This is a genomic window from Paenibacillus xinjiangensis, from assembly GCF_059686975.1.
Map to the genome: position 1 here is coordinate 99,470 of NZ_JCAALS010000014.1, position 25,075 is coordinate 124,544.

Sequence of the window (25,075 nt, forward strand, 5' to 3'; positions counted from 1 at the left end):
TGTAGATCTTGTAATAGATGTTTCTATGCATTGCTGAATTTGGGATAAAAGCATATAATAAAAACGGTAATGATCATACTTATTCGCACAAATATGAACATACAAAGGGGATACAGACCTTCATGAAAAAACTCAAAGTACTACAGCAAATCGCTGAAGCAGGCGTCGTAGCCGTACTTCGTGCAGACTCGCCAGAAGAAGTTGCGGAGATGGCACGCCGTTCGATTAAAGGCGGTATCAAGGTCATTGAAATTACGATGACGGTTCCGTTCGCGCTTCGTGCAATCGAGCAGCTGTCCAAGGAATTCTCCAGTACAGCAACACCTGATGCAGACAACTTCGCTATTATTGGTGTTGGAACGGTGCTTGATCCAGAAACGGCGCGTGCAGCTATACTTAGCGGTGCAGAGTTTGTTGTTGCTCCAGCTTTCAACCCAGATACTATTAAGCTGTGCAACCGTTATGCCATTCCGGTAATGCCGGGCACAATGACGGTTCATGAAATTCAAAGCGCGCTCGAGCTGGGTGTTGATGTGGTTAAGCTGTTCCCAGGCAACCTATTCTCGCCAAGCATCATTCCATCTATTAAAGGGCCGCTGCCACAGGCGAACATTATGCCGACTGGCGGTGTATCGCTGGACAACCTCAAGGATTGGATTCAAGCAGGTGCAGTTGCTGTTGGAATTGGCTCTGATCTGACGAAGGAAGCCGTTAAGACAGGCGACTTCTCGCATATTGAGCGTAGAGCCAATGCCTATATCGAAGCATACCGCAGCGCTAAAGGCTTGTAATCGTAGGTAATAGCGTCTTGTCGGAGAAGCGTCTTTCCTCGATCAGGCGCTTTTTTTCATGTGAAATGATAAAATATAGATTATTATATGTAAGCGCTCACGATAGGTGCGAATGCCTACAGACTTAGCTTGTTTAGATGATAAACGCAGGAGGAGATTCACCGATGGTTAGCTGCAAGGATATCCGAATTCGTGATCCGTTTATATGGGTGAGCTTATGCTGGCTATGCATGCTCCTAACAATCAGCCTGATGAACGAGCGGTCTTCATTGAAGTAGAAGAGCAGCAGGGTACGCTCACGAGAAAAGTCCTGTTGAAATAGTCGCATTAATATGTGTAAAGTAGTATTATGTGCATGGACACAACAGAGTGGAGGAGGCAATAAGGATGGAATACCGGATTGAGAAGGATACAATGGGTGAGATTCAAGTTCCTGCTGACAAGCTGTGGGGTGCTCAAACGCAGCGCAGCCTGCAGAACTTTAAAATTAGCGGTGAGCGGATGCCGATTCAAGTCGTATACGCGATGGCTATTATCAAAAAAGCAGCAGCGATTGCGAATAACAAGCTGGGCGTTCTTGATGAAGAGAAGGCTGGGGTCATTGGCGAAGCTGTTGATGAGATTGTTGCTAGCAAATGGGACGAGCACTTCCCTCTGGTTGTATGGCAGACAGGCAGCGGCACGCAGACGAATATGAACGTCAATGAGGTTGTTGCGCATCGTGCGAACCAATTGCTCGCTGAACGCGGCAGCGCTGCTCGTATTCACCCGAATGATGATGTGAACCGTTCGCAGAGCTCCAATGATACATTCCCTGCTGCTCTACATATCGCAGGCGTCGTAGAAGTGGAAGACCGTCTACTTCCAGCCATCGATGTTCTCGCTGCAACCTTCCAAGAGAAAATGGATAAGTTCGCTGATCTCGTGAAGATTGGCAGAACGCATTTGCAGGATGCAACACCAATTACGCTGGGTCAAGAAATTAGCGGCTGGCATGCTATGCTCGAGAAAACACGCAAAATGCTCGTGCAAAGCATTGATACGATGCGTGAGCTTGCGCTTGGCGGTACGGCAGTAGGAACAGGTCTGAACGCGCATCCTGATTTTGCTGTACAGGTAGCGGCAGAGGTTACTGCTCTAACGGGTAAAACCTTCATCACTGCTCCGAATAAATTCCACTCTCTTACAAGCCATGACCAAATCGTGTATGCACACGGTGCGGTTAAAGCGTTGGCAGCTGATCTAATGAAGATTGCTAACGATGTAAGATGGCTGGCAAGCGGCCCTCGTTGCGGCATTGGCGAAATCTCGATTCCAGAGAATGAGCCGGGCAGCTCCATTATGCCAGGTAAAGTGAATCCGACGCAGAGTGAAGCTATTACAATGGCAGTATGCCAAGTGATGGGGAACGACGCGACAATCGGGTTCGCAGCAAGCCAAGGTAATTTCGAGCTTAATGTGTACAAGCCGGTTATTATTTACAACTTCTTGCAATCTGTGGCACTCATGGCTGATGGTATGATCTCCTTCAATGATAACTGTGCAATCGGTATCGAGCCGAACTTAGAAGTCATTAAGCGTAATCTGGATCAATCGTTGATGCTCGTTACAGCGCTGAACCCGCATATCGGTTATGAGAATGCGGCAGCGATTGCGAAGAATGCCCATAAAAAAGGACTGACACTGAAAGAATCCGCTATTGCAAGCGGACTTCTGACAGAGGAGCAGTTCGATGAGTTCGTGAAGCCGGAAGCGATGATCGGCAAACGCTAAGACACAGCATATAGGTTAGTTAGTAAAAAGAAACCAGCAATGGCTAAGGGATTGATAGTCCCTTTCGCTTCTGCTGGTTTGTTTTTTTGTTATATTCTACATATTTCATCGGGGCATGCCGGGCAGTCAGGGCAACCAGCAAGCCTTCTTAAATCCTGTGCGCGTTCAATGACGATGCTGCCCCTCGAGGCGCCGATAGTCTCTTGGTCCTTCAGAGCAGCGAGCAGGCGGTTCACGCTTTCGCGAGTGGCGCCGATCATTTCTCCCAGCTCGGTGTGCGTGAGCTTCACATCAATCTTGATGCCAGTCGCTGTAGCAACGCCGAAGCTGTTGCCCAGCCGCAGCAAGCAGGAAGCTAGTGCAGACAGCTTCGGAGCATGGAGCAGATCGCGCAGCTTCGACTCGGCAATCTGCTGCTTATTCGCCATAGCTCTTGCGAATAGATAAGCAGCTTCACTGTCTTGATTAATGAGAAGATCGAAGTCTGAATGATAAATGATAGCGACAGTTGTATTCTGGGTGGCTTGAGCACTGGAACGATGAGTTGCGTCCAAGGTTGTATTGTAGGAATAAGGCTCACCAATCAAATCGCCGGGCCCTGCTATCGTCAAGAGCAGTGCCTTGCCGTCGTTCGTCGTTCTGCGAAGCTTAATGGAACCGCTGCAGACCGCATAAATGGCGCAGCTAGGTGTTCCTTCTCGGAACAGCTGCTGTCTTTCTTTGATTGTTTTATAAGTAAAGGATGCTGGTGAGAGCTGGAGCAGCCGCTTCATCAGGCGAGCGCTATAGCTGTTGCCGAAATTCCATTGCGTTCTTACAGATTGTGGAGAAGAGAGCGTCATTATCGAATCGCCTCCTGTTATAATGATCTTATATTCATCATAACGGTTGGCGTCACCATCAGGAATCAGGGAATCTGCTGAAAGATGCGCTGCTATTGTCCTGAATTTCATCCTGTAATTCAGGGTGCTCCCTTACATACAAACGCAGAGCTGCTCTATACAATGAGTATTAGAGTAGTGTCGGTGTAGTGTAGCATAAGGGATGGAGTGGATATAGATGGGGATCAGCCCTATGGATGAGCTTCTGATGAATGCGAGCGGATTCGATTTCTATGGCGTTTGTGAGCTGAGTGCAGATGCGAGGAAGCTTCGTTATGTCTGGACGTATGGGAGCAGAAGCAATCGGACCTTAAATATGGTACAGAAGAAAAGCACCGGTCTTGCTGGAGTGGCTATTCGCTCAGGCAGTCTTATTGTATGTGATGTTCTCAAGTGGCAGCAGAGGCTGCGAATGGAGACAGGGGATTGGTACGATAATGATCCGGTCATACTGGCGGAACGGCTGCAGTCAACGGCCGCCGTAACGATCATCAGGGATCAGCATGTTCGCGGGGTGCTGCTTGCAGGATATCGTTCGGAGCACAGCTGGAATGCTTCGGACAAGGATGCGGTTAGACAATTAGCTGCTTGCTTGGCCGGTTACAGTGACTGGAATCAACTGAGAAGGAGAGATGCAGGTGACCAAGCTTTTAATTGTTGATGATCATGCCGTAGTACGCTCCGGACTTGCTATGCTGCTGCATGGCAAGCAGGGTATGGAGGTAATTGGGGAGGCTTCAGAGGGTGATGAGGCGATTCAGCTGGCGCTTGCGAGCAAGCCGGACGTCGTGCTGATGGATTTGAGCATGCCCCATGGAAAAGATGGCTTAACCGCAACAGTCGAGCTGAAGAAGAAGCTGCCAGACACATCCGTCCTTATTCTAACGATGCATGATGATGATGAGTACTTATTTCGCGCTATACATGCGGGAGCTTCAGGCTATATTCTGAAGAATTCGCCGCATGAAGAACTCCTCACGGCTATTGCCTGTGTGGCGTCAGGGGATGCCTACTTATATCCGACCGCAACGAAGCGATTGATGGGTGAATATTTGACGAGGATCAAGTCTGGCGAGAATTTGGATGTCTATGAGTCGCTGTCAGAGCGGGAGAAGGAAATCTTCACTTGGATTGCCAAGGGCTATTCCAATAAAGAAATTGCCGACAGCTTAATTATAAGCGTGAAGACAGTAGAGACACATAAGAGCAATCTAATGGAGAAGCTGGGTATGCGTACACGTCCAGAGCTGATTAAATTCGCGATTAAGAGAGGGCTGCTGTATTTTGAATAAAGGGCAATGGGAAGAGCATGGTGGTAGATTAAGCGGTACTAGCAGAGGAGATCATCCTGAGGTCATTGGGCAGAATGTGGCGGCTTTGCTGAAGGAAATTGATGAGCAGGTGCCGAATTCGGCTTTCCGTCTTCAATTGCAAGATTCTTTGAAGCAGCTGGTTGATCTGAAGAATGCGCTGGATGAGTCCTCAATTGTCGCAGTGACCGATGCCAAAGGCAGAATCCAGTATGTGAATGACCGCTTTTGCGAGATATCGCAGTTCAGCCGTGATGAATTAATTGGGCAGGACCATCGCATTATTAACTCGGGCTATCATGGCAAAGCTTTTTTCGGGGAAATGTGGAAGGCGATAAGCTCTGGCCAAGTGTGGCGCGGAGAAATCCGGAACCGATCGAAGAACGGTCAGTTCTATTGGGTGAACACGACGATTGTGCCTTTCGTCGATGATGATGGAAACCCCTATCAATATATGGCTGTGCGCAGTGAGGTTACGAGGCTGAAGCAGACGGAGGAAGAGCTGCAGCAGATGATGAGCAAGGTGATGCAGATTCAGGAGGAGGAGCGGCGCCGTTTCTCTCGTGAGCTTCATGATGGGATTGGTCAGAGCTTGTTCTCCCTGCAGATTCAGCTGGACCGTCTTATATCAGAGCATGGTCTGGCCGAGCTTCAGCATGTACGCAAAGACGTCTCCCACATGATGGATGATGTGCGAAGTCTCGCTTGGGAGCTCAGGCCATCTGTGCTCGATGATCTAGGTGTTGTTCCTGCTATACGAACGTATATCGATAATTACTCCGAGCATTATGGCATTCGGGTAGAGCTGGCATGCAGTCTACGGAATAGACTCGACGTTCAACGGGAAACGGTGTTGTACCGTGTTATTCAAGAAGCGCTGACGAATATTGCGAAGTATGCGGCTGTATCGGAAGCTAAGGTCACGGTTAGTGAGACGGCGTCTACCGTAACGGCTCGTATCGTGGACGGCGGCTGTGGCTTCGTGCGTGATCGCAGCGGGAAAGGTGTCGGTCTATTCAGTATGGAGGAGCGTGCGCGTAGTGTTGGCGCCTCCTTATCTATTGTGTCGAACCCTGGGGAAGGGACAGCGGTGGAGCTGATCGTAGCGAAAGTGTAAGGCGTGATGTGGAGTGAAGTGCCTATTTTAGGCAGCATACAGGAGTGGCGAGAAGCTTGTCGAGAGACAGGCTTTTTTTGTTGTTAATGGCGCTCTTGGAATAAATGTGGAGAGGAAGTTTGAAAGGTTTGTATTTGCGGTAAAGATGGTATGAAGCACCATTCTCGATTTTAAAATCCTCAGTGAATTTCAGTCAGCAGCTACGCTTAAATCTTACCCTAAATGAGACATTTTCCTGAACAAAAACAAATAAATAAAATGAACAAATGTGCATTCGGCTGTGTGAATAGTGCCATTAACTATTTCTAGCGTTAATTAGTTAGTCGATTATTGATTTAATGTTAAGTTTGTGTAAAGAAAACGTCCTTTAAATGGAACTTTAACATTGTTTTTTTGGTAAAAGTTATTTACATACCGTCTACTCTACCTTATATTAGTTAGTATTACCGAAAGGTTGAGAGAATTATTTCCTTTTGTAAAACAGTTAATGAAATTTTGTAAAGTTGGGGGTGGATGTATTTGTGCAAAAAAGCATGATTTATCATGAAAATGGTATATTTCCATCATAAAACGTGCTTATTCAAGCTTTTGATTTGCATAAAGACATTTATGTTAGATAGTTGTTAGGTTTATGTAACTTATGTATGGTGGTTAGTCATCTTAGACAATAACAGAATTCGTTCTCATTCCAAATAAGGCAGGAGGCAATTGAATTTATGCAGATATTACTTAATTCACGTTCGAACAAAGCCATTAGTATGCTCCTTGTGTTTGTGTTGATGGTTACTGGGGTTTTGCCAAGTGGTCTTGGGGCCAATACAGCGAAAGCTGCTGGCGCTATTACGGTTGCTGAGGCTATTGCCAATAACAGTGGAACAGCTACGGTCGAAGGGTATATCGTTGGGTTTTATAGCGCTACCAATAGTGTTAATTTCGCTGGTCCGTTCGAAGTAAACACGAACTTTGCTATTGCTGATAGTCCGGATGAGACAGATACTTCTAAAATTTTGCCCGTTCAAATTCCATCAGGAACACTTAGGGAGGAAGGGCTTGCAGCGAAACCTTCTAATCTTAAGAAAAAAGTTCAGGTTAGCGGAACACTTTCACTTTTCTTCTCTGTTCCAGGATTAAGAACAGCTACCTCTATCACAATAATTAATACAGATCCAGTTACTGAAGCAGCTGCGGTAACAGCATCTCCTGCTTCCGGGGCTGTGCCTGCTGGGACGAAGATTAATTTATCAACTCCTACTGTCGGAGCGAGTGTATATTACTCTATCGATCTACTCGCAGACAAAGCAACCTTTATCCCCTATTCAACCCCCCTCACAATTACGGATGCTGTATCGATCCGTGCTTATGCAGCACTAGATGGTGCAAGCGACAGTGCAATAACACAGTATGACTACACACTTGCAGATGTAACACCCATTACAATTGCTGAAGCGCGGGCAGTAACTCCTGGTACTGACAATTCAGTGGCCGCAGTAAGAGGGATTGTTACCTTCAAGGAAGAAAGCGGCGGTGCCTACAACCTGTACATTCAAGATGAAACCGCAGGAATAGTTGTAAGAGGCAGTAACATATCAGCTGTCGTCGGTGACCGAATTGAAGCATTTGGTAAATTGAATGTTTATAATGGACTTCTTCAAATAGAGAAAGATGCTTCTGGCGGATATGTTACTGTTCTAGAATCAAATGTTGATCTTCCAGAGCCAGAGCTCATTACATCTGAAGCATTTGGCGTAGGTGATGACGATCTACGAAACAAATACGAAGGAAAACTGGTAAAGGTCGTTGATGTCAGTGTTGTTTCAGGTAGTGGCACTTATTATGCTACAGATACAGCTAGCTCTAAACAAATTCCTATCTATGACAAATATGCGACTACATCGTTCGTAGTGGGACAAGACTACAAGCAAGTAACTGGTGTAATGACGTACTATTCAAGCGTAGGCCTTGAAATTCTTCCTCGGAGTTCTTCTGATGTTATTCAGAATTTACTTACAGTGAATGCGAGCCAGCCATCCGGGGGAATCAAGCAAGGTGATGCTGTCACTCTTAGCACATTAGCTGAAGGTGGAGTTATTTATTACACGACGGATGGCACTACTCCTACTGCAAGCAGTACGGTGTATAGCGCAGCAATAACGATAAACGCAGATACAATAGTTAAAGCTATTGTCGTAGCAGGAGGAGAAACAAGTAAGGTATACACGTATTCTTATGAATCTCTTGATCAGCTAGACAGCATAGCTATTCACGAAATTCAAGGAAAACGACATGAATCTAAATATGCCAACGTACCCGTTACGAATATTGAAGGTGTCGTAACTTTTGTTGCCAAAGATAGCGAGTTCTACATGCAAACACCTGATGGAAGCACGGATAATGATGATGCTACATCTGAAGCGATCTTAATTTATAAAAGCGCTCATGGTGCCAAGGTTGGGGACAAGGTTACTGTCTCAGGTACAGTGAAGGAATATGGTTCTAATGCGACTCTGCTTAAGCTGACTGAAATTGCAGCAACAACGATTACGACAACGGCAAGTGATCAGCCATTGCCAGCTCCAATCGTGGTTGGAACGGGTGGACGTATTATTCCGAAAGCGATTGATACGGACAGCTTTGGAGAGTTCAATCCAGACACGGATGCAATCGACTTCTTCGAGAGCCTAGAGGGCATGCGAATTCAATTGAATGCTCCTAGTATCACTGGACCTTACGCGAATTCGGTCGTTCCTGTAACAGTGGATAACGGTGCGAACAATCCGATTAAGACGGATGCAGGCGGTATCGTACTCAGAGGCGACAGCGAGATTCCGTTCGAGAGCACGCTTAATCCACAGAAATTCTATATTGATACAACTAAGCCTGCGGGTGAGGATATCAAAACAGGTGATTATTACAACGGCTCTATTACGGGTATTCTGACTTATGCAGGCGGACTATTCAAAGTGAAGCCAGAAAGTCTCCCTACTATTACAAATGTAACACGAAGCCAAGCAACAACAACGATTGAAGAAGCAGAAGATAAACTGACAATAGCAACATTCAATGTAGAGAATTTCAGTAAATCGCAAGCATCCAAAGCTGCGAATATCGCTTCCATTGTTGTTAACAATCTGAAGCAACCGGACATTATTGGCTTAATGGAAGTGCAGGACAATAATGGTGAAACGGACAATGGAGTAGTTGATGCAAGCGAAAGCTTCCAAACTTTAATTGATGCCATCACAGCTAAAGGTGGACCAGCTTATTTATACACCAGCATTAATCCTGAGGATAAAAAAGATGGCGGAGCACCAGGCGGGAATATCCGCGTCGGCTTCCTATACAATCCCGAGCGTGTAAGCTTGGCTAGTGGTATTGCAGGAGATGCGACTACCTCAGTACAAGTTAACACTAATGGAAGCCTGTCTGTAAATCCGGGTCGTATTAATCCGACAGATGAGGCATTCGACGCTTCCCGTAAACCGCTAGTAGCCGAGTTTATATTCCAAGGCGAACGTGTTGTGGCAATAGCGAATCATTTCAACTCCAAAGGCGGCGATGGTGCCCCATGGGGAGCTATACAGCCAGTCGTTCGCTCGAGTGAAGTTCAACGCTGGAAGCAAGCGACAATCGTCAACAGCTTCATTAAAGAACTGGAACAGAAGGATCCTGATGCGAATGTAGTTGTATTAGGTGACTTGAATGACTTCCAATTCTCGAAGACAATTGATATTCTCAAAGGCAATCAATTGATCAACTTAGTGGATACTATGCCAGAAAAAGATCGTTACTCTTATATTTATGACGGCAACTCACAAACGCTTGATCATATTCTGGTGAGCAAAGCTCTTGCATCATACTCGGATATTGAAGCCGTCCACGTTAATGCTGATTTTGCAGCATCACATGGACGTGTGAGCGATCATGATCCGCTGCTGGCTCAGCTGGAGTTTGCAAGCAAACCAGAGCCAGGCAAAGAAATTGATCTTCGTGTGTTGCATACGAATGATACACACGGACATCTAGACAATGTGGCGCGTCGGATTACTGCTATTAAGCAAGCAACGAATGATAATACTTTGCTTGTTGATGCAGGCGATGTATTCTCGGGTACGCTGTATTTCAATCAATACAGTGGACTTGCGGATCTATGGTTCATGAACTACGTCGGCTATGACGCGATGACGTTAGGTAACCACGAGTTCGATAAAGGCCCATCAGCGCTAGCTGACTTCATTAATGGCAAAGGCGAGTTCGAAGGGGTGAAGTTCCCTCTAGTAAGCTCGAACCTTGATTTCAGTAAAGATGCTTCTCTTAAGGATCTGTTCGTGAATGAAATTCCTACAGTTGAAGGAACAGAGGCAGACGGTAAAATTTATCCAGCAATCATTAAGGAAGTAGATGGAGAGAAAGTCGGTATCTTCGGCTTGACTACGCCAGATACGATATCACTGGCATCGCCAGGTGCAGTCGAGTTCAAAGATTACATCGCAAGCTCGAACGCAACGATAGCTATGCTGGAAGAGGAAGGCGTCAATAAAATTATAGTGTTGACTCACTTGGGCTACACGGATGACCTGAAGCTTGCGGAAGCGGTAGAAGGCATCGATATTATTGTCGGCGGCCACTCTCATACTCAGTTGAATGAGCCTGAAGTCGTGAATGAAGCTGGTGCTCCAACGCTTATCGTTCAGACTGGTGAGTATGGTGTGAATTTCGGACAGTTAGATGTAAGTTTCGACGAATATGGTGTTATTAAGGAATGGAATGGCAAGCTGATCAACGTTGATGCACAGAATGCGGATAAATCATATGTCTATGCAGATGATGTGGCAGCGGCAGCTAAGCTGGCTGAGCTCAAAGTACCTCTAGAAACGTTGAAAAATACGGTTGTTGGCAAGTCCGACGTAGTTCTTGACGGCGTACGTGATAACGTTCGTGCAAAAGAAACGAACCTAGGCAACCTGGTTGCAGACGGTATGCGTGACAAAATGAAGAGCATCTTGAATGTTCCAGGAGTAAAAGGCTATGTAACGATTCAGAATGCAGGGGGCATTCGTGCTTCAATCGACAAGGGTGATATTACACTTGGTGAGCTGCTGACTGTGATGCCATTCGGTAATAATCTAACTGCGCTGAAGATGACAGGGGAAGAAATTATTGCTGCCCTTGAGAACGGCGTGAGCGGAATAGAATCGAATCAAGGACGTTTCCCTCAAGTATCAGGTATGAGATTCTACTATGATTCGAAGAAGAAGCCTGAAGTGTATGATTCGGTAACCGGAGAGTATACCCAAACAGGTGAGCGAATTATCAAAGTAGATATTAAGAATGACGATGGAACCTATAGTGAAATTGATCCTGCAGCTTATTATATGGTTGCGACGAACTCCTTCATGGCTAACGGCGGTGATTTCTATTACTCGATGCTTGAAGCCAAAAATGATGGTCGATTGTATGAGCTGAACTTGGTAGATTATGAAGTCTTTAAGGATTACCTGACCAAAATTGGCACGGTAACGAATGGTACCGAGGGACGGATTAAGAATCTGCTTGGTACGACTCTGACAGGCACAGAAATTGACCTTCGTGTATTGCATACGAATGATACGCACGCACACTTAGACAATGTGGCGCGTCGGATTACAGCTATTAAGCAGGCTACCAATGCAAACTCATTGTTGGTTGATGCAGGGGATGTATTCTCTGGCTCACTATATTTCAACCAATATAACGGGCTGGCAGATCTGTGGTTCATGAACTACGTTGGCTATGACGCGATGACGTTAGGTAACCACGAGTTCGATAAAGGCCCATCAGCGCTAGCTGACTTTATTAAAGGCAAAGGCGAGTTTGAAGGGACGCAATTCCCAATCGTAAGCTCTAACCTTGATTTCAGCAAAGATGACTCACTTAAAGATCTATTCGTCAATGAGATTCCACTAGTTGATGGAACAGAGGCAGGAGGCAGCATCTATCCAGCTATCATTAAAGAAGTAGATGGTGAGAAGGTCGGCATCTTCGGATTAACTACACCAGATACGATCTCGCTGGCATCTCCAGGTGCTGTTGAGTTCAGAGACTTTGTCGCTAGCTCTAATGCAACAATTGAGCTGCTGGAGGAGCAAGGAGTTAATAAGATTATCGTATTGTCTCACTTGGGCTACACGGATGACCTGAAGCTTGCTAATGCGGTTGACGGTATTGATATTATTGTTGGCGGTCACTCTCATACGCAATTGACCCAACCGGTAGTCGTTAAAGGCGACGAGGCGAATAGTGCTCCGACTCTAATCGTTCAGACTGGCGAATATGGCGTTAACTTCGGTCAGTTAGACGTAAGCTTTGACGGCAACGGTGTAATTGATGCATGGAATGGCAAGCTGATCAACGTTGATGCACAGAATGCTGATGAATCATATGTATATGCAGATGATGCGGAAGCTGCGGCTAAGCTAGCTGTGCTTAAAGTGCCTCTTGAAGCATTGAAAAACACAGTAGTCGGCAAATCTGATGTTGTTCTAGATGGTCTGCGTGATAACGTGCGTGTAAAAGAGACGAATCTAGGTGACCTGATAGCAGACGGTATGCGCGATAAAATGATGAGCATCCTTAAAGACATCCCAGATGTACAAGGCTACGTAACGATTCAAAATGCAGGAGGCATACGCGCTTCGATTGATGAGGGCGACATCACATTAGGTGAGCTGTTGACTGTTATGCCATTCGGCAATAACCTGACAGCGCTGAAGATGACAGGGGAAGAAATTATTGCAGCACTAGAGAATGGTGTGAGCGGTATAGAAACAACTCAAGGACGCTTCCCGCAGGTATCTGGTATGAGATACTCGTATGATTCGAGCAAGAAGCCGGAGATTTATGATTCGGTATCGAAAACGTACACGCAAGAAGGCGAGCGAATCATTAAAGTTGAAATCAAGAATGAGGATGGCACTTACAGTGCGATCGATCCAGCGGCTTACTACATGGTTGCGACGAACTCCTTCATGGCTAACGGCGGAGACTTCTACTTCTCTATGCTGGCAGCTAAAAATGCAGGCAGACTCTATGAATTAAACTTAGTAGATTATGAAGTGTTCAAGGATTATCTGACTAAGATCGGTACAGTTAACATCGGTACTGAAGGCCGGATCACGGATGTGAAGGGTACTACACCGACTCCGACTCCGACGCCAAATCCAGGTACTTCGACACCAACACCAACACCAACGCCAACACCAACACCAACACCAACACCAACACCAACACCGGAACCAGTGAAGCTGACAGACATTGCTGGACACTGGGCGGCGCAGGCTATTGAAGAGGCGGTAAAGCTTGAGATTGTCAAAGGCTTCACAGACGGTACATTCCGTCCGGAAGCAACGGCAACACGCGCTGAGTTCGTAACCATGGTCAGCCGTGCGTTCAAGCTGACAGGTGGCACAACGGAGCTATCTTTTGCAGATTTGAGCAGTATTCCAGAATGGGCACGTCCATTCGTTGCACAGCTGGTGCAGGCAGAATTAATAAGCGGTTATACCGACAATACATTCCGTCCGAATGGCAAGCTTACACGTATTGAAATGACAGCCATCATCGTAAGAGCACTCGGATTGCCAATTGACGAGACAGCGACTCTAACATTTGATGATGCTAGCGAAATTCCGGCATGGGCACGTCCTTATATTGCTGCAGCTTCCCAAGCAGGTATTGTGAATGGAACAGGCAATAATAAGTTCTCTCCTAATGCAACAGCTACAAGAGCAGAAGTGGTTACATTGCTCTTGAATGCTTTGGAGTACGCAAGCAAAAGCTAACTGAAAACATGAAGCAGGGATATCCTCTAGTAGAGGGTATCCCTGCTTTTATGTATCAGCAGAACAAATCCAGTACTTGGCTCGTCTATCTTATGTATCAAGGAATAGGGAGGGATTGGTCATAGCTAAGGGTGTATTCATCATAACGGGAGCATCACGCGGAATTGGAGAAGCGTTAGCGCTGTTATTATTGAAGGAAGGGTATCAAGTAGTAGGTTTGTCTAGAGGTGAATCTAAGCAATTAAGAGGTCAGACGAACTATACTCATTACCCGGTTGATCTTGGCCAATGGCGTGATATGGATGAGTGGATGGAAGAGTTGGTAGCATCTTTGAACCTAACCGATAATCCTATGATCGGATTAATTAATAATGCTGCAATGCTGGAGCCGCTGAAGCCAATTGAGCAGTGTACAGCGGATGAAATACGTTCCCATATCAATCTCTCGTTAACAGTGCCTATGCAGCTGACAGCTGCATTCCTGAGAGCCGGACAAGCACTAAGCATTCGCAGGAAGGTTGTGAATGTGACATCAGGGTCAGGTACATATGCGAATCCGGATATGAGCGTATATTCTACAGCCAAGGCAGGAATAGATATGTTCACTCGATGCGTTGGCACTGAGCAGGCTGGTTGTGAGCATCCTGTTGAGATTGTAGCGATAGATCCAGGCATGGTTGATACTCACATGCAGCAGACGGCACGAGATCGAGGAGAAGATGGCTTTGCTCTGTCAGCTTATTTCAAGCAGGCCTATTCGAGCGGACAGCTGCAATCTGCTGAAGCGTGTGCGAAGCGCCTGCTGAATATCATTCTAAGGCAAGATAACGCCGGTGCAATTATCCGAAGCTCGGAGGAGATATAAACGCAGAGTCTGCGCAGCTATAATGCCAGTCCTAAGTGATCGCAATCGCTGTTTATGGTATGATACGAGAGTGGTGTGAAGCTCCAATTAGCCATATACTTCTGATGTAAAGTAGGTTTGTCTAATGCATTTATTATCTGTTGAACATATAACGAAAAGCTATGGTGAGAAAATGCTGTTCGAAGACGTCACTTTTGGCGTGGAGGATGGCGATAAGATTGGTATTATCGGTGTGAACGGTACGGGAAAATCGACGTTCCTGAAGGTGATCGCAGGCCTTGAGCCAGCGGATGCTGGCAATGTATCGATTGGCAATCGCGTGTCGATTCGAATGCTCGCTCAGGACCCGGCCTTTGCACCTGGAGAAACAGCGCTAGAGCATGTATTGGGAGGGGATTCCCCTCAGCTACGAGCAGTGAGGGACTATGCGGCTGCACTAGAAGCGCTCGAGTGGAACCCGAATGATGCAGCGCTACAAGAGAAGCTGATTAGTGCGAATCAACGGATGGACGAGCTCGATGTGTGGCAGTTGGAGAGTGATGCTAAGATGGCACTCTCCAAGCTTGGCATTCATAACTATGAGGATAAGGTTGATACGATGTCTGGTGGTCAGCGGAAGCGTGTCGCAATGGCAGCAGCACTGCTGCAGCCATCTGATGTGCTCATTCTGGATGAGCCTACCAACCACATTGATAATGATTCGGTGGCGTGGCTTGAGGGAATGCTCCAGAAGCGTAAAGGTGCCCTATTGATGATTACGCATGATCGTTATTTTTTGGATCGTGTTAGTAATCGTGTTATTGAGCTGGATAAAGGCCGTGCTTATTTCTATGAGGCCAACTACAGCCGATTCCTCGAGCTGAAGCTGGAGCGGGAAGAGCGTGAAGCTGCTTCAGAGGACAAACGGCAGAACCTGCTGCGTAATGAGCTTGCTTGGATTCGGCGTGGAGCTAAGGCGCGTTCGACGAAGCAGAAGGCGCGTATTGATCGGTTTGAGGCGTTGAAGAATCAAGCGCCTAAGCAGGCAGGCGGCAAAATGGATGTGTCTGTAGCATCCACGCGACTAGGCAGGAAAATTATTGAAATAGAAAATGTAGCGAAACGGTTCGGAGAGCGGACGCTTATCCGTGACTTCAGTTATATTGCTGTTCCAGAAGACCGCGTCGGTATCGTTGGCCGCAATGGCAGCGGGAAGTCAACGCTGCTCAAGCTTATCGAAGGACGGCTTCAGCCGGATGAAGGCTCTGTTGTATTAGGTCCGACGGTTAACCTCGGATGGTTCTCTCAAGAGCATGAAGAGATGGATGAGTCGCTTCGCGTTATTGAATATATACGAGAAGGCGCAGAGCAAGTTCGGACGGCTGATGGTACGACGATATCAGCGGGACAAATGCTGGAGAGATTTCTTTTTCCGCCAGCGATGCAGTGGGCTCTGATTGGTAAGCTGTCAGGTGGCGAGAAGCGTCGCCTGCAGTTGCTGAGAGTATTGATGAATGCGCCTAACGTACTGCTGCTCGATGAGCCGACGAATGATCTGGATATTGCGACACTTACCGTTCTAGAGGATTATCTGGATGACTTCCCTGGCGTTGTATTCGTCGTATCCCATGATCGCTATTTCCTAGATCGCACAGTGGACAAAATGCTGGCCTTCGAAGGTGATGGCGTTATTACACAGCATACGGGCAATTATACGGAGTATCAGGAGTATGCAGCGAAATTCGGAACAGCAGCTGGTGAAGGGACTGCGGGATCTGGGGCGGGTGCGAAAACAGCGGCTAAGCAGACGGCTTCTGTGCCGACAGAAGCAGCACCAGTACCGAAGCCGTCTGGCGAGAAGGCGCTTCGTATGTCCTACAAGGACCAGAAGGATTATGAGCAGATTGATGACTGGATTGCGCAAGCAGAGGAGCAATTAACGGCTATTGCTAAGCGTATGGAGGAGTCGGGCAGCGACTCTGTTCTTCTCCAGCAACTAGCCGAAGAACAGCAGCAGCTGGAGGCTAAGCTGGATCAGCTCATGGAGCGATGGACGGAGCTGAATGAGCTGGCAGAGCAGATTGCAGCTCAGAAGAAAAACTAACGTTCAACTTGAGAGGGGCAGCAGATTATGGCTAATGAAATTCGTAATATTTATTGTGTCGGACGGAATTATCGTCTGCATGCACTAGAGCTGGGCAATGAAGTGCCACAATCGCCACTCGTATTCACGAAGCCCTCTCATGCTGTAGTGCCCATGAATGGCAACGTGGTTGAGCTCCCGGGAAATAAAGGCGAGGTTCACTTTGAGCTGGAGCTGGTATTGCGCGTAGGACGTGAGCTTAAGCCAGGCATGAAGCCGGATGATTGTATTGATGCGCTAGCGCTTGGGCTGGATCTAACTCTTCGGGATGTGCAGAGCAAGCTGAAGGCTAAGGGCCAGCCATGGCTGGAAGCCAAAGGCTTCAAAGGCTCAGCGCCTCTTAGCGAGTGGATGCCGTATCCAGGTGAGGAAGGGCTTAAGGAGCATGAATTCGCCTTGCTGCGTAATGGAGTTCAAGCGCAAATAGGCCATTCAAGCGACATGCTGTTCCATATTTCTGAGCTTATCGAGCACATCCATACTGGATACGGCCTAGGCCCTGGAGATCTGATCTATACCGGCACACCAGTAGGAGTAGCAGCTCTTCAGGATGGAGATCTGCTTGAGGGCTTCTGGCGCAATGAGAAGGTTGCGAGCTGTACGATCAAGTTAGTCTGATCTAATCGAAAAAGAGACTGTCCGCAAAGCCTTGGTTTAGGCTTCACAGGCAGTCTCTTCTTTTTTTATAAGCGGCTATCGCTGCTCCAATAGTTAGGCGTTGAATGCGGTAAGCATCCAGACATGCTTCTCAAGGGTGGTATGAATAGCGAGCAGCATGTCTGCAGTCGTCTCATCACCTTCGGACTCGGCAATTTCCATACCCTCTTTAAGCTCCCCAATAATTGTGGTGAAGTCTTTGATTAGTGCGTCGACCATTTCGGATGCCGATTCTTTCCCTTTGGCTTCCTTAATACTAGCCGTTTCTAGATGCTCAGCCATCGTTGCTAGAGGTTTGCCTTTGAGTGCGAGCAGGCGTTCTGCGAGCTCATCTACGTTCAAGGTAGCCTCTTCGTATAATTCCTGGAATTTAACATGCAAGGTGAAAAATTGCGGGCCTTTTACATACCAGTGGTAGTTGTGAAGCTTCGTATACAATACGTTCCAGTTAGCAATCTGTTTGTTTAATACCTCGTTAGTTTTACTCATAATTCCTCATCCTTTCATGTATCACTAGTGTGTGCGCAGCTCAGGGATAGCATACAGCTATTCGACAACTCTTGATTTAATTATAATAATTACTTATTTATAATTATTACAAACTAAGTGAGGATTGTCAAGCCAATTATAGCTCTTATCTCATGCGGGCACTTCAGCTTATTGAAGCTGGTTAGTAATGCTTCTGTTAATAAATAAACGCCCGAGACGGTTTTGAAACCATCTCGGGCGTTTATAGGTTGGTTTTCTTTTATTGCGTAATCGCTTCGTCTGCTACGACAGCAGCCGCAGCTTCTGCCTCTGCTAGCATGAAGATAGCTAATACGAACATTGCGTGAGACCAAGTCAGAGGAACGACCCAAGCGGTCTCTCCAGTGACTTTATCCACTTGCTCAGGCAGGAGTCCGGTTTCCGTACGATGCTGGACAGCCCAATCTATAAGCTGTCTAGCTTCATCTAACTTGCCAGTCTCAATACGATAATGAGCAAGCCACAGCGTTGTTAGGATCCAAGGATTCCCACCAATATAATGATCATCCTCATAACGTTTGATTCCGCCAATACCAGGAACGGTAAGAAGCTGCTCAATCGTGTCAGCTGTTCGTGTCATATACTCATGATCAGGAGAGACAGCTCCGAACGGTACAGCAATACCAAGCAAGCTGATATCTACAATTGGGTCATGACGAAGCTTATATTTCTCATAGTCCTTGGCGAATGGAACGACAGAGCCCTCTTGCCCTGAGGCAGTGGATTGCTCATACCTGTGTTTATCGACGCTTATATCCAGGCCGCGATAGAAGCTTCCACGCTCTTCATTCCAATGCTCTGAAGTAATCTTCTCCGCAATGCGCTGTGCTGCAGCTGACCATTGCTCAGCAAGATCGTCGCGAGCAGCAAGCTTCGCGAATGAAGCAGCTGCTGTTAATCCGCCGTATACAGCTGCCGATGAATACGTATGGGAAGCTTCACGCTCTTCCCATAAATCGATGCTTGGCTTAGGCAGGCCTGATTCTGGGTCGAGATAGGAGACAAGGAATGCTGCACCGCGCTCGACTGCTGGCCATACTCGATCAGCGAAGGCCTGATCCTGCATCTCGGAATAATGTTCCCACATTCCCCACAAGATAGAGGAGCCTTCATCGATTTGAAGTCCCCATGACGGAGCAAGGCTGCCATCATGGTAATGACGCTGCTGCCATGAGCCGTCAGGTGCTTGAGCTGATAATGTCCAATCATAGAAGCGATCGGATAAAGAGCTTAGGCCTGCTTTGTCCAGTGCAGTCGTAATGAAAGCTGCGTCCCGGCCCCAACAGAAGGAATAGCCGCCACAGCGGATGAATTCTTCATCGAACTCAGGAGCTGCGATGATACTGCCAGTCTGCTCGTCAGCCATAAGCTTGAACATGAGAAGGGAACGATCATACAATTCAGCGATATCTTCACGATCGCTTGGGCAAGGTGCAGCTTCCTGCAAATAATGGTGCCAGTAAGCAGCGGTTAGCTCCTGCCATTCTAAGCTAGGCTTGCTCTTGGCAAGGCGAAGCTCATTCAAGCAGCTGGTTTCATCCTCACCAGCCGTAATATAGACAGGGATAGAAGCCTGCTCTCCCGGTGCAAGGCCTTCGATACGCCATACGAGTGCCCCATCGGGCTGCATATCAATGACATTGCCGCTAAGCGTGGTTTGTTGTGCAGCATCCCAAGCGTTGCCGGCTTGGAATTTAGTGCATACGTTTGCGCTTGATAACGCAAAGAAAGTACGGTTCCGGAAGTGTACCAAGGCATCGTCAGCGATGTTGAATGTCGTTGTATTGTACAGACGGTTCTCACTGATCTGGAATGACGAATGCATGACGAACTCGAATGAGAGGGAGCTGTCACTTACGTTCGTGAACGTGTAGTCCCTTACAATAATCGATTGTCCAGGTATGGCATAGTGGTAGCTATCCACGCGAAGCGGCTGGTCGGCCGCTTCTGCTTGGATGCGCAGGATGTTGGTTTTGGATACATAATCAGCTTGGTGCTGCCAACCCTCTTCTTCACTATCGAACCAGGTTGTGTTCTTAGACTGCTCGGCATTATCGATACGAATTCCAGTGCGGATCGAATCAACATGTTGAGGGAAGTCAATATTGGGCCACCATAAACGATACATTCTTCCATTGCGGCCTAATGAGGCTAGAAATTTGGAATTACCAATAATGGCATCCACTAGAAAAGGTTTTTTATTATTCATAATGGTCAGCTCCTTTTGGATGCAAGATGGATTGATGATTCACGAACGATAAGACGGTGGGGAATAATGATGTTGGATTGATGAACAGGCTCATCACGGATTTGTTGCACTAACATTTGAGACGCTGTGTATCCAAGCTGGTAAGTCCCGATATCAACAGAGCTGATTGGTGGCGTTGCAAGCTCAGATAAGGCAATATTATTGAAGCTTACGAGTGAGATATCCTCCGGCACCGTGTAACCAATCTCTGTTAGTCCACGAAGGACGCCGAATGCGGTGACGTCATCAATGACGACCAAGCCAGTAGGGCGCTCAGGCAGTCCCATAATCATAGACATCGCTCTGAAGCCGCTCTGCTGCAGGAACTCTCCATCAACAACCCACTCCTGACGGAAGGGAAGTCCAGCTTCAATAAGTGCCTGCTGATAGCCTTTCATCCGATCATGAGAGACGGTCAAGTTCTGAGGTCCACTTACAAATCCAATCCTCGTATGACCCTGCATAATCAAATGCTGAGCAGCGTCATAGGCTGCTTGAACATTATTGTTGTTGACGGTAAGGATGTTGGAATGATGCTCATCTGTCCGTCCAATAAGAACGCTCGGGAAGTTCTGTGCATTGAGATAACTAATTAGAGGATCATTGACGCGAGAAGAGAGGAGGATGACTCCGTCAACTCTTCTACCGAATACAAGTCTGCCAATTGTCTCCGTTTCATTATGATCATCTGTAGCAGCAGTTAGCAGCATGTCGTAGCCTGCACGGGTGGAATGTGTGAGTATTCCTCTAAGAAGCTCTCCAAAAAAGAAATCCTGGAAGAGCTCTTCAGCAGGACGCGGCAGCATGATCGCAAGGGTCTGGGTCGTTTTGGAGACAAGACTCTTCGCCATTGCGTTAGGATGGTAGCCCATATCCTCCATGATCTGCTTGACCTTGGCTGATGTTTCTTTGCTTATTCTGGGATGCTTGGAAACGACCCTTGAAACAGTCGAAGGGGAAACCCCTGCAGCCTTAGCGATATCTTTTATGGTTACCATTATATATTAGTCCCCCATTACAAATGCAATCGTTTGTACACTGTTGAGTTAATGTTAATGCAACCGCTCTCTAAAGTAAATATATATATTGTGAAATCGCTTTACAAATGTTCAAAAACTGAGTAAAACGGAGTTATTGTTAGATATCCATAGATAAGTACTAGAATGTAGTTGAATTTGAGCTGTGCAAACGTTTTTACAAACGAATATCCATGTTGTATGATGAATCCATGAATAGAACGCTTTCATCACTCCACTCTTGTTAAGTAAGCGAATACAAGCGATTGTAGCACGCTTACGGATATCTATTTCGGTTACTTGTACAAACGTTTGCATCATTTCGATTGTTGAAAGAAGCCGCGATAGAATGGAACACAAGGGTAAGCGTGTTATTCCATGGTTAAGTTAAGAAACGAACACATTATGAAGGGGGATCTTTTAGCATGAAAAAATGGGTTGGTCTTATGCTCGTAAGTACGATGGTTATACTGGCAGCTTGTGGTGGTAATAGTGGCAACACACCGAACAACAATGCAACGAATGCTCCGGAACCGACAGAAACGGCGAATAATAATGCAGCCGGAGATGATGAATTGAAGCCTGAAGAAGGCGCAACGCTCGTTATTTGGGAAGGTAAAGCACAGCGTACTTTTGTTGAAGCGGTTGCAGCAGAGTTTACTGCTAAATATGGCGTTCCTGTCAAAATCGAAGAAGTAGAAAATCCGGATCAAGTTACGAAGCTGACAACGGATGGCCCAGCTGGTCTCGGTGCAGACGTTGTATCATTCCCTCATGACCAAATTGGACGCGCTGCTTCCGCTGGTCTAGTGCTTCCGAATGATGTGTTCGAAGGTGAAACCTCGAGCGAGAACGAAGCTAACGCAGTTAGCGCTGTAACGTTCGAAGAGATTCTTTATGGCTATCCGTTCGCCGTTGAAACTTACGCTCTTCTGTACAACAAAGCATTGGTACCTACAGCTCCAAAAACATTCGATGAAGTTATCGAGTTCAGCAAAACTTTCAATGATACTAAAAACAACAAATACACAATTATGTGGGAACTTCAACAGTTCTACTATAACTACGCATTCCTAGCGGCAGGCGGCGGTTATATGTTCGGTGAGAACAATACGAACAAAGAAGATATCGGCTTGAACAATGATGGAGCAGTAGAAGGCGGTAAATTCCTGGCTTCCTTGAAAGAAACACTGCTTCCGCTCAACACTGCTGATATTACATTCGATATCAAAAAAGGCTTGTTCCTTGAAGGTAAACTTGCAATGGACATTAACGGTCCTTGGGCTCTTGCAGATTACAAAGCAGCAGGCATTGATCTTGGTGTAGCTCCACTTCCTACTATTTTGGGTAATGCAACACCTTCATTCTCTGGTGTTAAAGCATACTTCGTTAACTCATTCTCGAAATACCCGAACGCTTCCAAGCTGTTCGCACGCTTCTTGTCTACTAAAGAATCACAATTGAAAAACTTCGAAATGAACGGAACAATTCCGGCTAATATTGAAGCGGTAGCTGATCCGAAGATTCAAAATGACGAAATTACAAAAGCATTCTACGAGCAGTTCTCGAGCTCAACACCTATGCCTGCGATCCCTGAAATGGGTGCTGTATGGAATCCAATCACAGCAGGTATCGCTGATATCTGGGACGGTGGCAAGGATGTAAAAGAAGCACTTGATAATTCGGTACAACAAATTAAAGAGGGTATCGCAAATTAATAAGTTATGCTGATCGGTTCACCCGCCGGATCAATTCCGGCGGGTGCTTAATCATTACAAGTTGTGGGAGGGAGCCGGATAGAGATGAAGCAGCATCGCATGACCGCACTCATTTTATCAATACTGGTGCAAGGCTTGGGGCAATTATACAACCGGCAGTGGATTAAAGGAATTATATTAATTGTATTGCAGGCAGTGGGACTCACGTATGTTCTTCCGAGGCTTGGAGAGGCCTTCTGGGGATTGGCTACATTAGGAGAGAAAACACAGAAATTCGTTAAAGTTGGAAAGTCTACTCAGTTGCAGCCGGGAGATCATTCGATCTTTCTTATGCTCGGTGGACTAATTACATTATTTATTTGCTTCGTTCTAATTGTGCTTTATATTGTGAATTTGAATGACGCTTATCGCAATGGTAAATTGCGTGATGAAGGTAAGAATATTCGTAACTTCAAAAGTTCCTATGAAAACATTACTACCAATTACTTTCCTCATATGATGCTTGCGCTACCAGCGCTCGGCGTACTGTTCTTCACGATTATGCCGATTGTATTCACGATTATGTTGGCGTTCACTAACTACTCTGCGCCTGATCATATACCGCCTGCCAAATTAGTTGACTGGGTAGGGTTCAAGACCTTTACAGATTTGGTTAGCCTGAAATCATGGAGCCATACGTTTGTTGGCGTACTTACATGGACCATTATTTGGGCAGTATTAGCAACAGCAACTACGTACCTTGGTGGTATTCTCGTTGCACTGCTTATTGAGCAAAAAGGAATTAGACTCAAAAAATTATGGCGTACGATCTACATTATCCCTTACGCTATTCCACAGCTAATTTCACTACTTGTTATGAAGAACTTGTTCAACGGACAGTTCGGTCCTGTCAACCAATACTTGAAGTATTTTGGACTTGGCGGCTTGCCTTGGCTATCCGATCCGTTCTGGGCGAAGGTAACGGTAATTGTCGTTAATATGTGGATAGGTATTCCTATAAGCATGGTACTGATTCTGGGGATATTGACTTCCATTCCAAAAGATTTGTATGAAGCAGCAGATGTAGACGGTGCGACGACGCTACAGAAATTCCGTATCATTACAATGCCGTTCATCCTATTCTCTACTGCGCCAATTCTCATTATGCAATTTGCTGGTAACATCAATAACTTTAATGTTATCTTCCTGCTAACAGGTGGTGCTCCGGCAAAAGGGGATTACCAATTTGCAGGTGCGACCGATTTGCTCATCACGTGGCTCTATAAGTTGACTCTGGATAATAACAAATACAATGTAGCATCTGCTCTTGGTATTATTATCTTCATACTCGTAGCTACGTTCTCGATCTGGAACTTCAGACGTTCGAAATCGTTCAAAGAGGAGGATATGATCCAATGAGAAAACGCAATAATGTATTATGGTTGTCACTCAGTTATATCCTGCTTATTTTTATCGCGATTATTGCCATTTACCCGGCTCTATGGGTTGTGCTGTCGTCTTTCCGACCTGGCGGCTCGCTGTATAGTGATAGCTTATGGCCGTCAGAGTTTACATTCATTCACTACAAAGAGCTATTCACAAGCAAAGCTTATCTGTATGGGACTTGGTACTTGAATACACTCAAAATTGCCATATTTACGATGATTCTATCAACGATTCTGATGACACTCAGTATGTACGCCTTGTCACGGTTCCGCTTCAAAGGACGTAAAAGCGTATTGACGGTTATGCTGGTACTAGGGATGTTCCCGAGCTTTATGAGCTTGATCGCTATTTATATCATTCTTCTTCAACTGAACTTGCTTGATACGCATACGGCGCTTATTCTCGTATATTCAGCGGGAGCAGCACTGGGCGGGTTCATTGTCAAAGGATTCTTCGATACGATTCCGCGCAGCTTGGATGAGGCCGCTCGAATCGATGGTGCAAGCCATTTGCAGGTATTCATCAAAATCATGCTGCCACTATCGAAGCCTATGCTTACTTATGTAGCATTGACTTCGTTCACGGGCGTATGGGGAGACTTTATCTTCGCAAGACTCGTTCTGCGTACGAAAGAAAACTGGACGCTCGCTGTAGGGATGTGGGATATGGTTAACTCCTTGCAGAACAGTAACTTTACGATGTTTGCTGCGGGCTCCGTACTAATTGCAGTTCCGATTACCATTTTGTTCATCTTCCTACAGCGCTTCCTTGTTCAAGGATTAACTTCCGGCGCTTCGAAAGGATAAG

The 25,075-nt window shown here is 46.3% G+C and carries 16 protein-coding genes; 12 read left to right on the plus strand and 4 right to left on the minus strand.

Going from position 1 to position 25,075, the window contains the following annotated elements:
- Nucleotides 1–122 precede the first annotated feature (122 nt).
- Together AC6ESP_RS15510 and fumC are read left to right on the plus strand one after the other, a co-directional pair.
- Nucleotides 123–791: a bifunctional 2-keto-4-hydroxyglutarate aldolase/2-keto-3-deoxy-6-phosphogluconate aldolase gene (locus tag AC6ESP_RS15510; RefSeq protein ID WP_497097628.1), complete on the plus strand. Its 669-nt coding sequence runs from the start codon at nt 123–125 to the stop codon at nt 789–791.
- Between the two features lie 387 nt (nt 792–1,178).
- Entirely contained in the window at nt 1,179–2,564 is a 1,386-nt protein-coding gene (gene fumC / locus AC6ESP_RS15515; RefSeq protein WP_497097629.1) for a class II fumarate hydratase, read from the plus strand.
- Between the two features lie 89 nt (nt 2,565–2,653).
- Here the strand turns inward: fumC and AC6ESP_RS15520 are convergent, their stop codons facing one another.
- Complete coding sequence (locus AC6ESP_RS15520) at nt 2,654–3,517, minus strand: Crp/Fnr family transcriptional regulator (RefSeq protein WP_497097630.1); 864 nt, start codon at nt 3,515–3,517, stop codon at nt 2,654–2,656.
- 106 nt (nt 3,518–3,623) lie between these two features.
- Between AC6ESP_RS15520 and AC6ESP_RS15525 the strand changes: the two genes are divergently transcribed.
- The 7 genes from AC6ESP_RS15525 to AC6ESP_RS15555 all read left to right on the plus strand — a co-directional run bounded on the left by AC6ESP_RS15525 (nt 3,624) and on the right by AC6ESP_RS15555 (nt 17,294).
- Nucleotides 3,624–4,106, plus strand: coding sequence for a hypothetical protein (locus AC6ESP_RS15525; RefSeq protein ID WP_497097631.1), 483 nt, complete (start codon nt 3,624–3,626; stop codon nt 4,104–4,106).
- Nucleotides 4,078–4,737: a response regulator transcription factor gene (locus AC6ESP_RS15530; protein ID WP_497097632.1), complete on the plus strand. Its 660-nt coding sequence runs from the start codon at nt 4,078–4,080 to the stop codon at nt 4,735–4,737. Before AC6ESP_RS15525 ends, AC6ESP_RS15530 begins: the two co-directional genes overlap by 29 nt.
- A 64-nt stretch (nt 4,738–4,801) precedes the next feature.
- On the plus strand, nt 4,802–5,872 hold the full coding sequence (locus tag AC6ESP_RS15535; protein WP_497097689.1) for a PAS domain-containing sensor histidine kinase: 1,071 nt from the start codon (nt 4,802–4,804) through the stop codon (nt 5,870–5,872).
- Nucleotides 5,873–6,588: 716 nt separating this feature from the next.
- A complete protein-coding gene (locus AC6ESP_RS15540) occupies nt 6,589–13,689 on the plus strand; it encodes a 5'-nucleotidase C-terminal domain-containing protein (RefSeq protein WP_497097633.1) in 7,101 nt (2,366 codons plus the stop codon).
- Between the two features lie 115 nt (nt 13,690–13,804).
- The gene (locus AC6ESP_RS15545; protein ID WP_497097634.1) at nt 13,805–14,554 is read left to right on the plus strand and encodes an SDR family NAD(P)-dependent oxidoreductase; all 750 of its coding nucleotides are present in this window, start codon (nt 13,805–13,807) and stop codon (nt 14,552–14,554) included.
- 124 nt (nt 14,555–14,678) lie between these two features.
- Nucleotides 14,679–16,637, plus strand: a complete 1,959-nt coding sequence (locus tag AC6ESP_RS15550) for an ABC-F family ATP-binding cassette domain-containing protein (RefSeq protein ID WP_497097635.1) — start codon at nt 14,679–14,681, stop codon at nt 16,635–16,637.
- Between the two features lie 27 nt (nt 16,638–16,664).
- Complete coding sequence (locus tag AC6ESP_RS15555) at nt 16,665–17,294, plus strand: fumarylacetoacetate hydrolase family protein (protein WP_497097636.1); 630 nt, start codon at nt 16,665–16,667, stop codon at nt 17,292–17,294.
- 93 nt (nt 17,295–17,387) lie between these two features.
- Here AC6ESP_RS15555 and AC6ESP_RS15560 read toward each other — a convergent pair whose 3' ends face one another.
- The 3 genes from AC6ESP_RS15560 to AC6ESP_RS15570 form a co-directional block, all read right to left on the minus strand.
- A complete protein-coding gene (locus AC6ESP_RS15560) occupies nt 17,388–17,822 on the minus strand; it encodes a Dps family protein (RefSeq protein WP_497097637.1) in 435 nt (144 codons plus the stop codon).
- Between the two features lie 259 nt (nt 17,823–18,081).
- The gene (locus AC6ESP_RS15565) at nt 18,082–20,070 is read right to left on the minus strand and encodes a glycoside hydrolase family 15 protein (RefSeq protein WP_497097638.1); all 1,989 of its coding nucleotides are present in this window, start codon (nt 20,068–20,070) and stop codon (nt 18,082–18,084) included.
- Between the two features lie 5 nt (nt 20,071–20,075).
- On the minus strand, nt 20,076–21,107 hold the full coding sequence (locus AC6ESP_RS15570) for a LacI family DNA-binding transcriptional regulator (protein WP_497097639.1): 1,032 nt from the start codon (nt 21,105–21,107) through the stop codon (nt 20,076–20,078).
- Between the two features lie 443 nt (nt 21,108–21,550).
- On the opposite strand from AC6ESP_RS15570, the gene AC6ESP_RS15575 reads away from it, so the two are divergent.
- From AC6ESP_RS15575 to AC6ESP_RS15585, 3 genes are all read left to right on the plus strand, one after another.
- A complete protein-coding gene (locus AC6ESP_RS15575; protein ID WP_497097640.1) occupies nt 21,551–22,843 on the plus strand; it encodes a sugar ABC transporter substrate-binding protein in 1,293 nt (430 codons plus the stop codon).
- Between the two features lie 84 nt (nt 22,844–22,927).
- Nucleotides 22,928–24,241 (plus strand): carbohydrate ABC transporter permease, encoded by a 1,314-nt coding sequence (locus tag AC6ESP_RS15580; RefSeq protein WP_497097641.1) that lies wholly within the window; start codon nt 22,928–22,930, stop codon nt 24,239–24,241.
- Nucleotides 24,238–25,074, plus strand: a complete 837-nt coding sequence (locus AC6ESP_RS15585; RefSeq protein ID WP_497097642.1) for a sugar ABC transporter permease — start codon at nt 24,238–24,240, stop codon at nt 25,072–25,074. The genes AC6ESP_RS15580 and AC6ESP_RS15585 overlap by 4 nt, the downstream gene beginning before the upstream one ends.
- The last annotated feature ends 1 nt before the right edge of the window (nt 25,075 follow it).

Coding starts and splice junctions, on each gene's coding strand:
- AC6ESP_RS15510 (WP_497097628.1), top strand. CDS start 123: ATGAAAAAACTCAAAGTACTACAGCAAATCGCTGAAGCAGGCGTCGTA.
- fumC (WP_497097629.1), top strand. CDS start 1,179: ATGGAATACCGGATTGAGAAGGATACAATGGGTGAGATTCAAGTTCCT.
- AC6ESP_RS15520 (WP_497097630.1), bottom strand. CDS start 3,517: ATGAAATTCAGGACAATAGCAGCGCATCTTTCAGCAGATTCCCTGATT.
- AC6ESP_RS15525 (WP_497097631.1), top strand. CDS start 3,624: ATGGGGATCAGCCCTATGGATGAGCTTCTGATGAATGCGAGCGGATTC.
- AC6ESP_RS15530 (WP_497097632.1), top strand. CDS start 4,078: ATGCAGGTGACCAAGCTTTTAATTGTTGATGATCATGCCGTAGTACGC.
- AC6ESP_RS15540 (WP_497097633.1), top strand. CDS start 6,589: ATGCAGATATTACTTAATTCACGTTCGAACAAAGCCATTAGTATGCTC.
- AC6ESP_RS15550 (WP_497097635.1), top strand. CDS start 14,679: ATGCATTTATTATCTGTTGAACATATAACGAAAAGCTATGGTGAGAAA.
- AC6ESP_RS15555 (WP_497097636.1), top strand. CDS start 16,665: ATGGCTAATGAAATTCGTAATATTTATTGTGTCGGACGGAATTATCGT.
- AC6ESP_RS15560 (WP_497097637.1), bottom strand. CDS start 17,822: ATGAGTAAAACTAACGAGGTATTAAACAAACAGATTGCTAACTGGAAC.
- AC6ESP_RS15565 (WP_497097638.1), bottom strand. CDS start 20,070: ATGAATAATAAAAAACCTTTTCTAGTGGATGCCATTATTGGTAATTCC.
- AC6ESP_RS15570 (WP_497097639.1), bottom strand. CDS start 21,107: ATGGTAACCATAAAAGATATCGCTAAGGCTGCAGGGGTTTCCCCTTCG.
- AC6ESP_RS15575 (WP_497097640.1), top strand. CDS start 21,551: ATGAAAAAATGGGTTGGTCTTATGCTCGTAAGTACGATGGTTATACTG.
- AC6ESP_RS15580 (WP_497097641.1), top strand. CDS start 22,928: ATGAAGCAGCATCGCATGACCGCACTCATTTTATCAATACTGGTGCAA.
- AC6ESP_RS15585 (WP_497097642.1), top strand. CDS start 24,238: ATGAGAAAACGCAATAATGTATTATGGTTGTCACTCAGTTATATCCTG.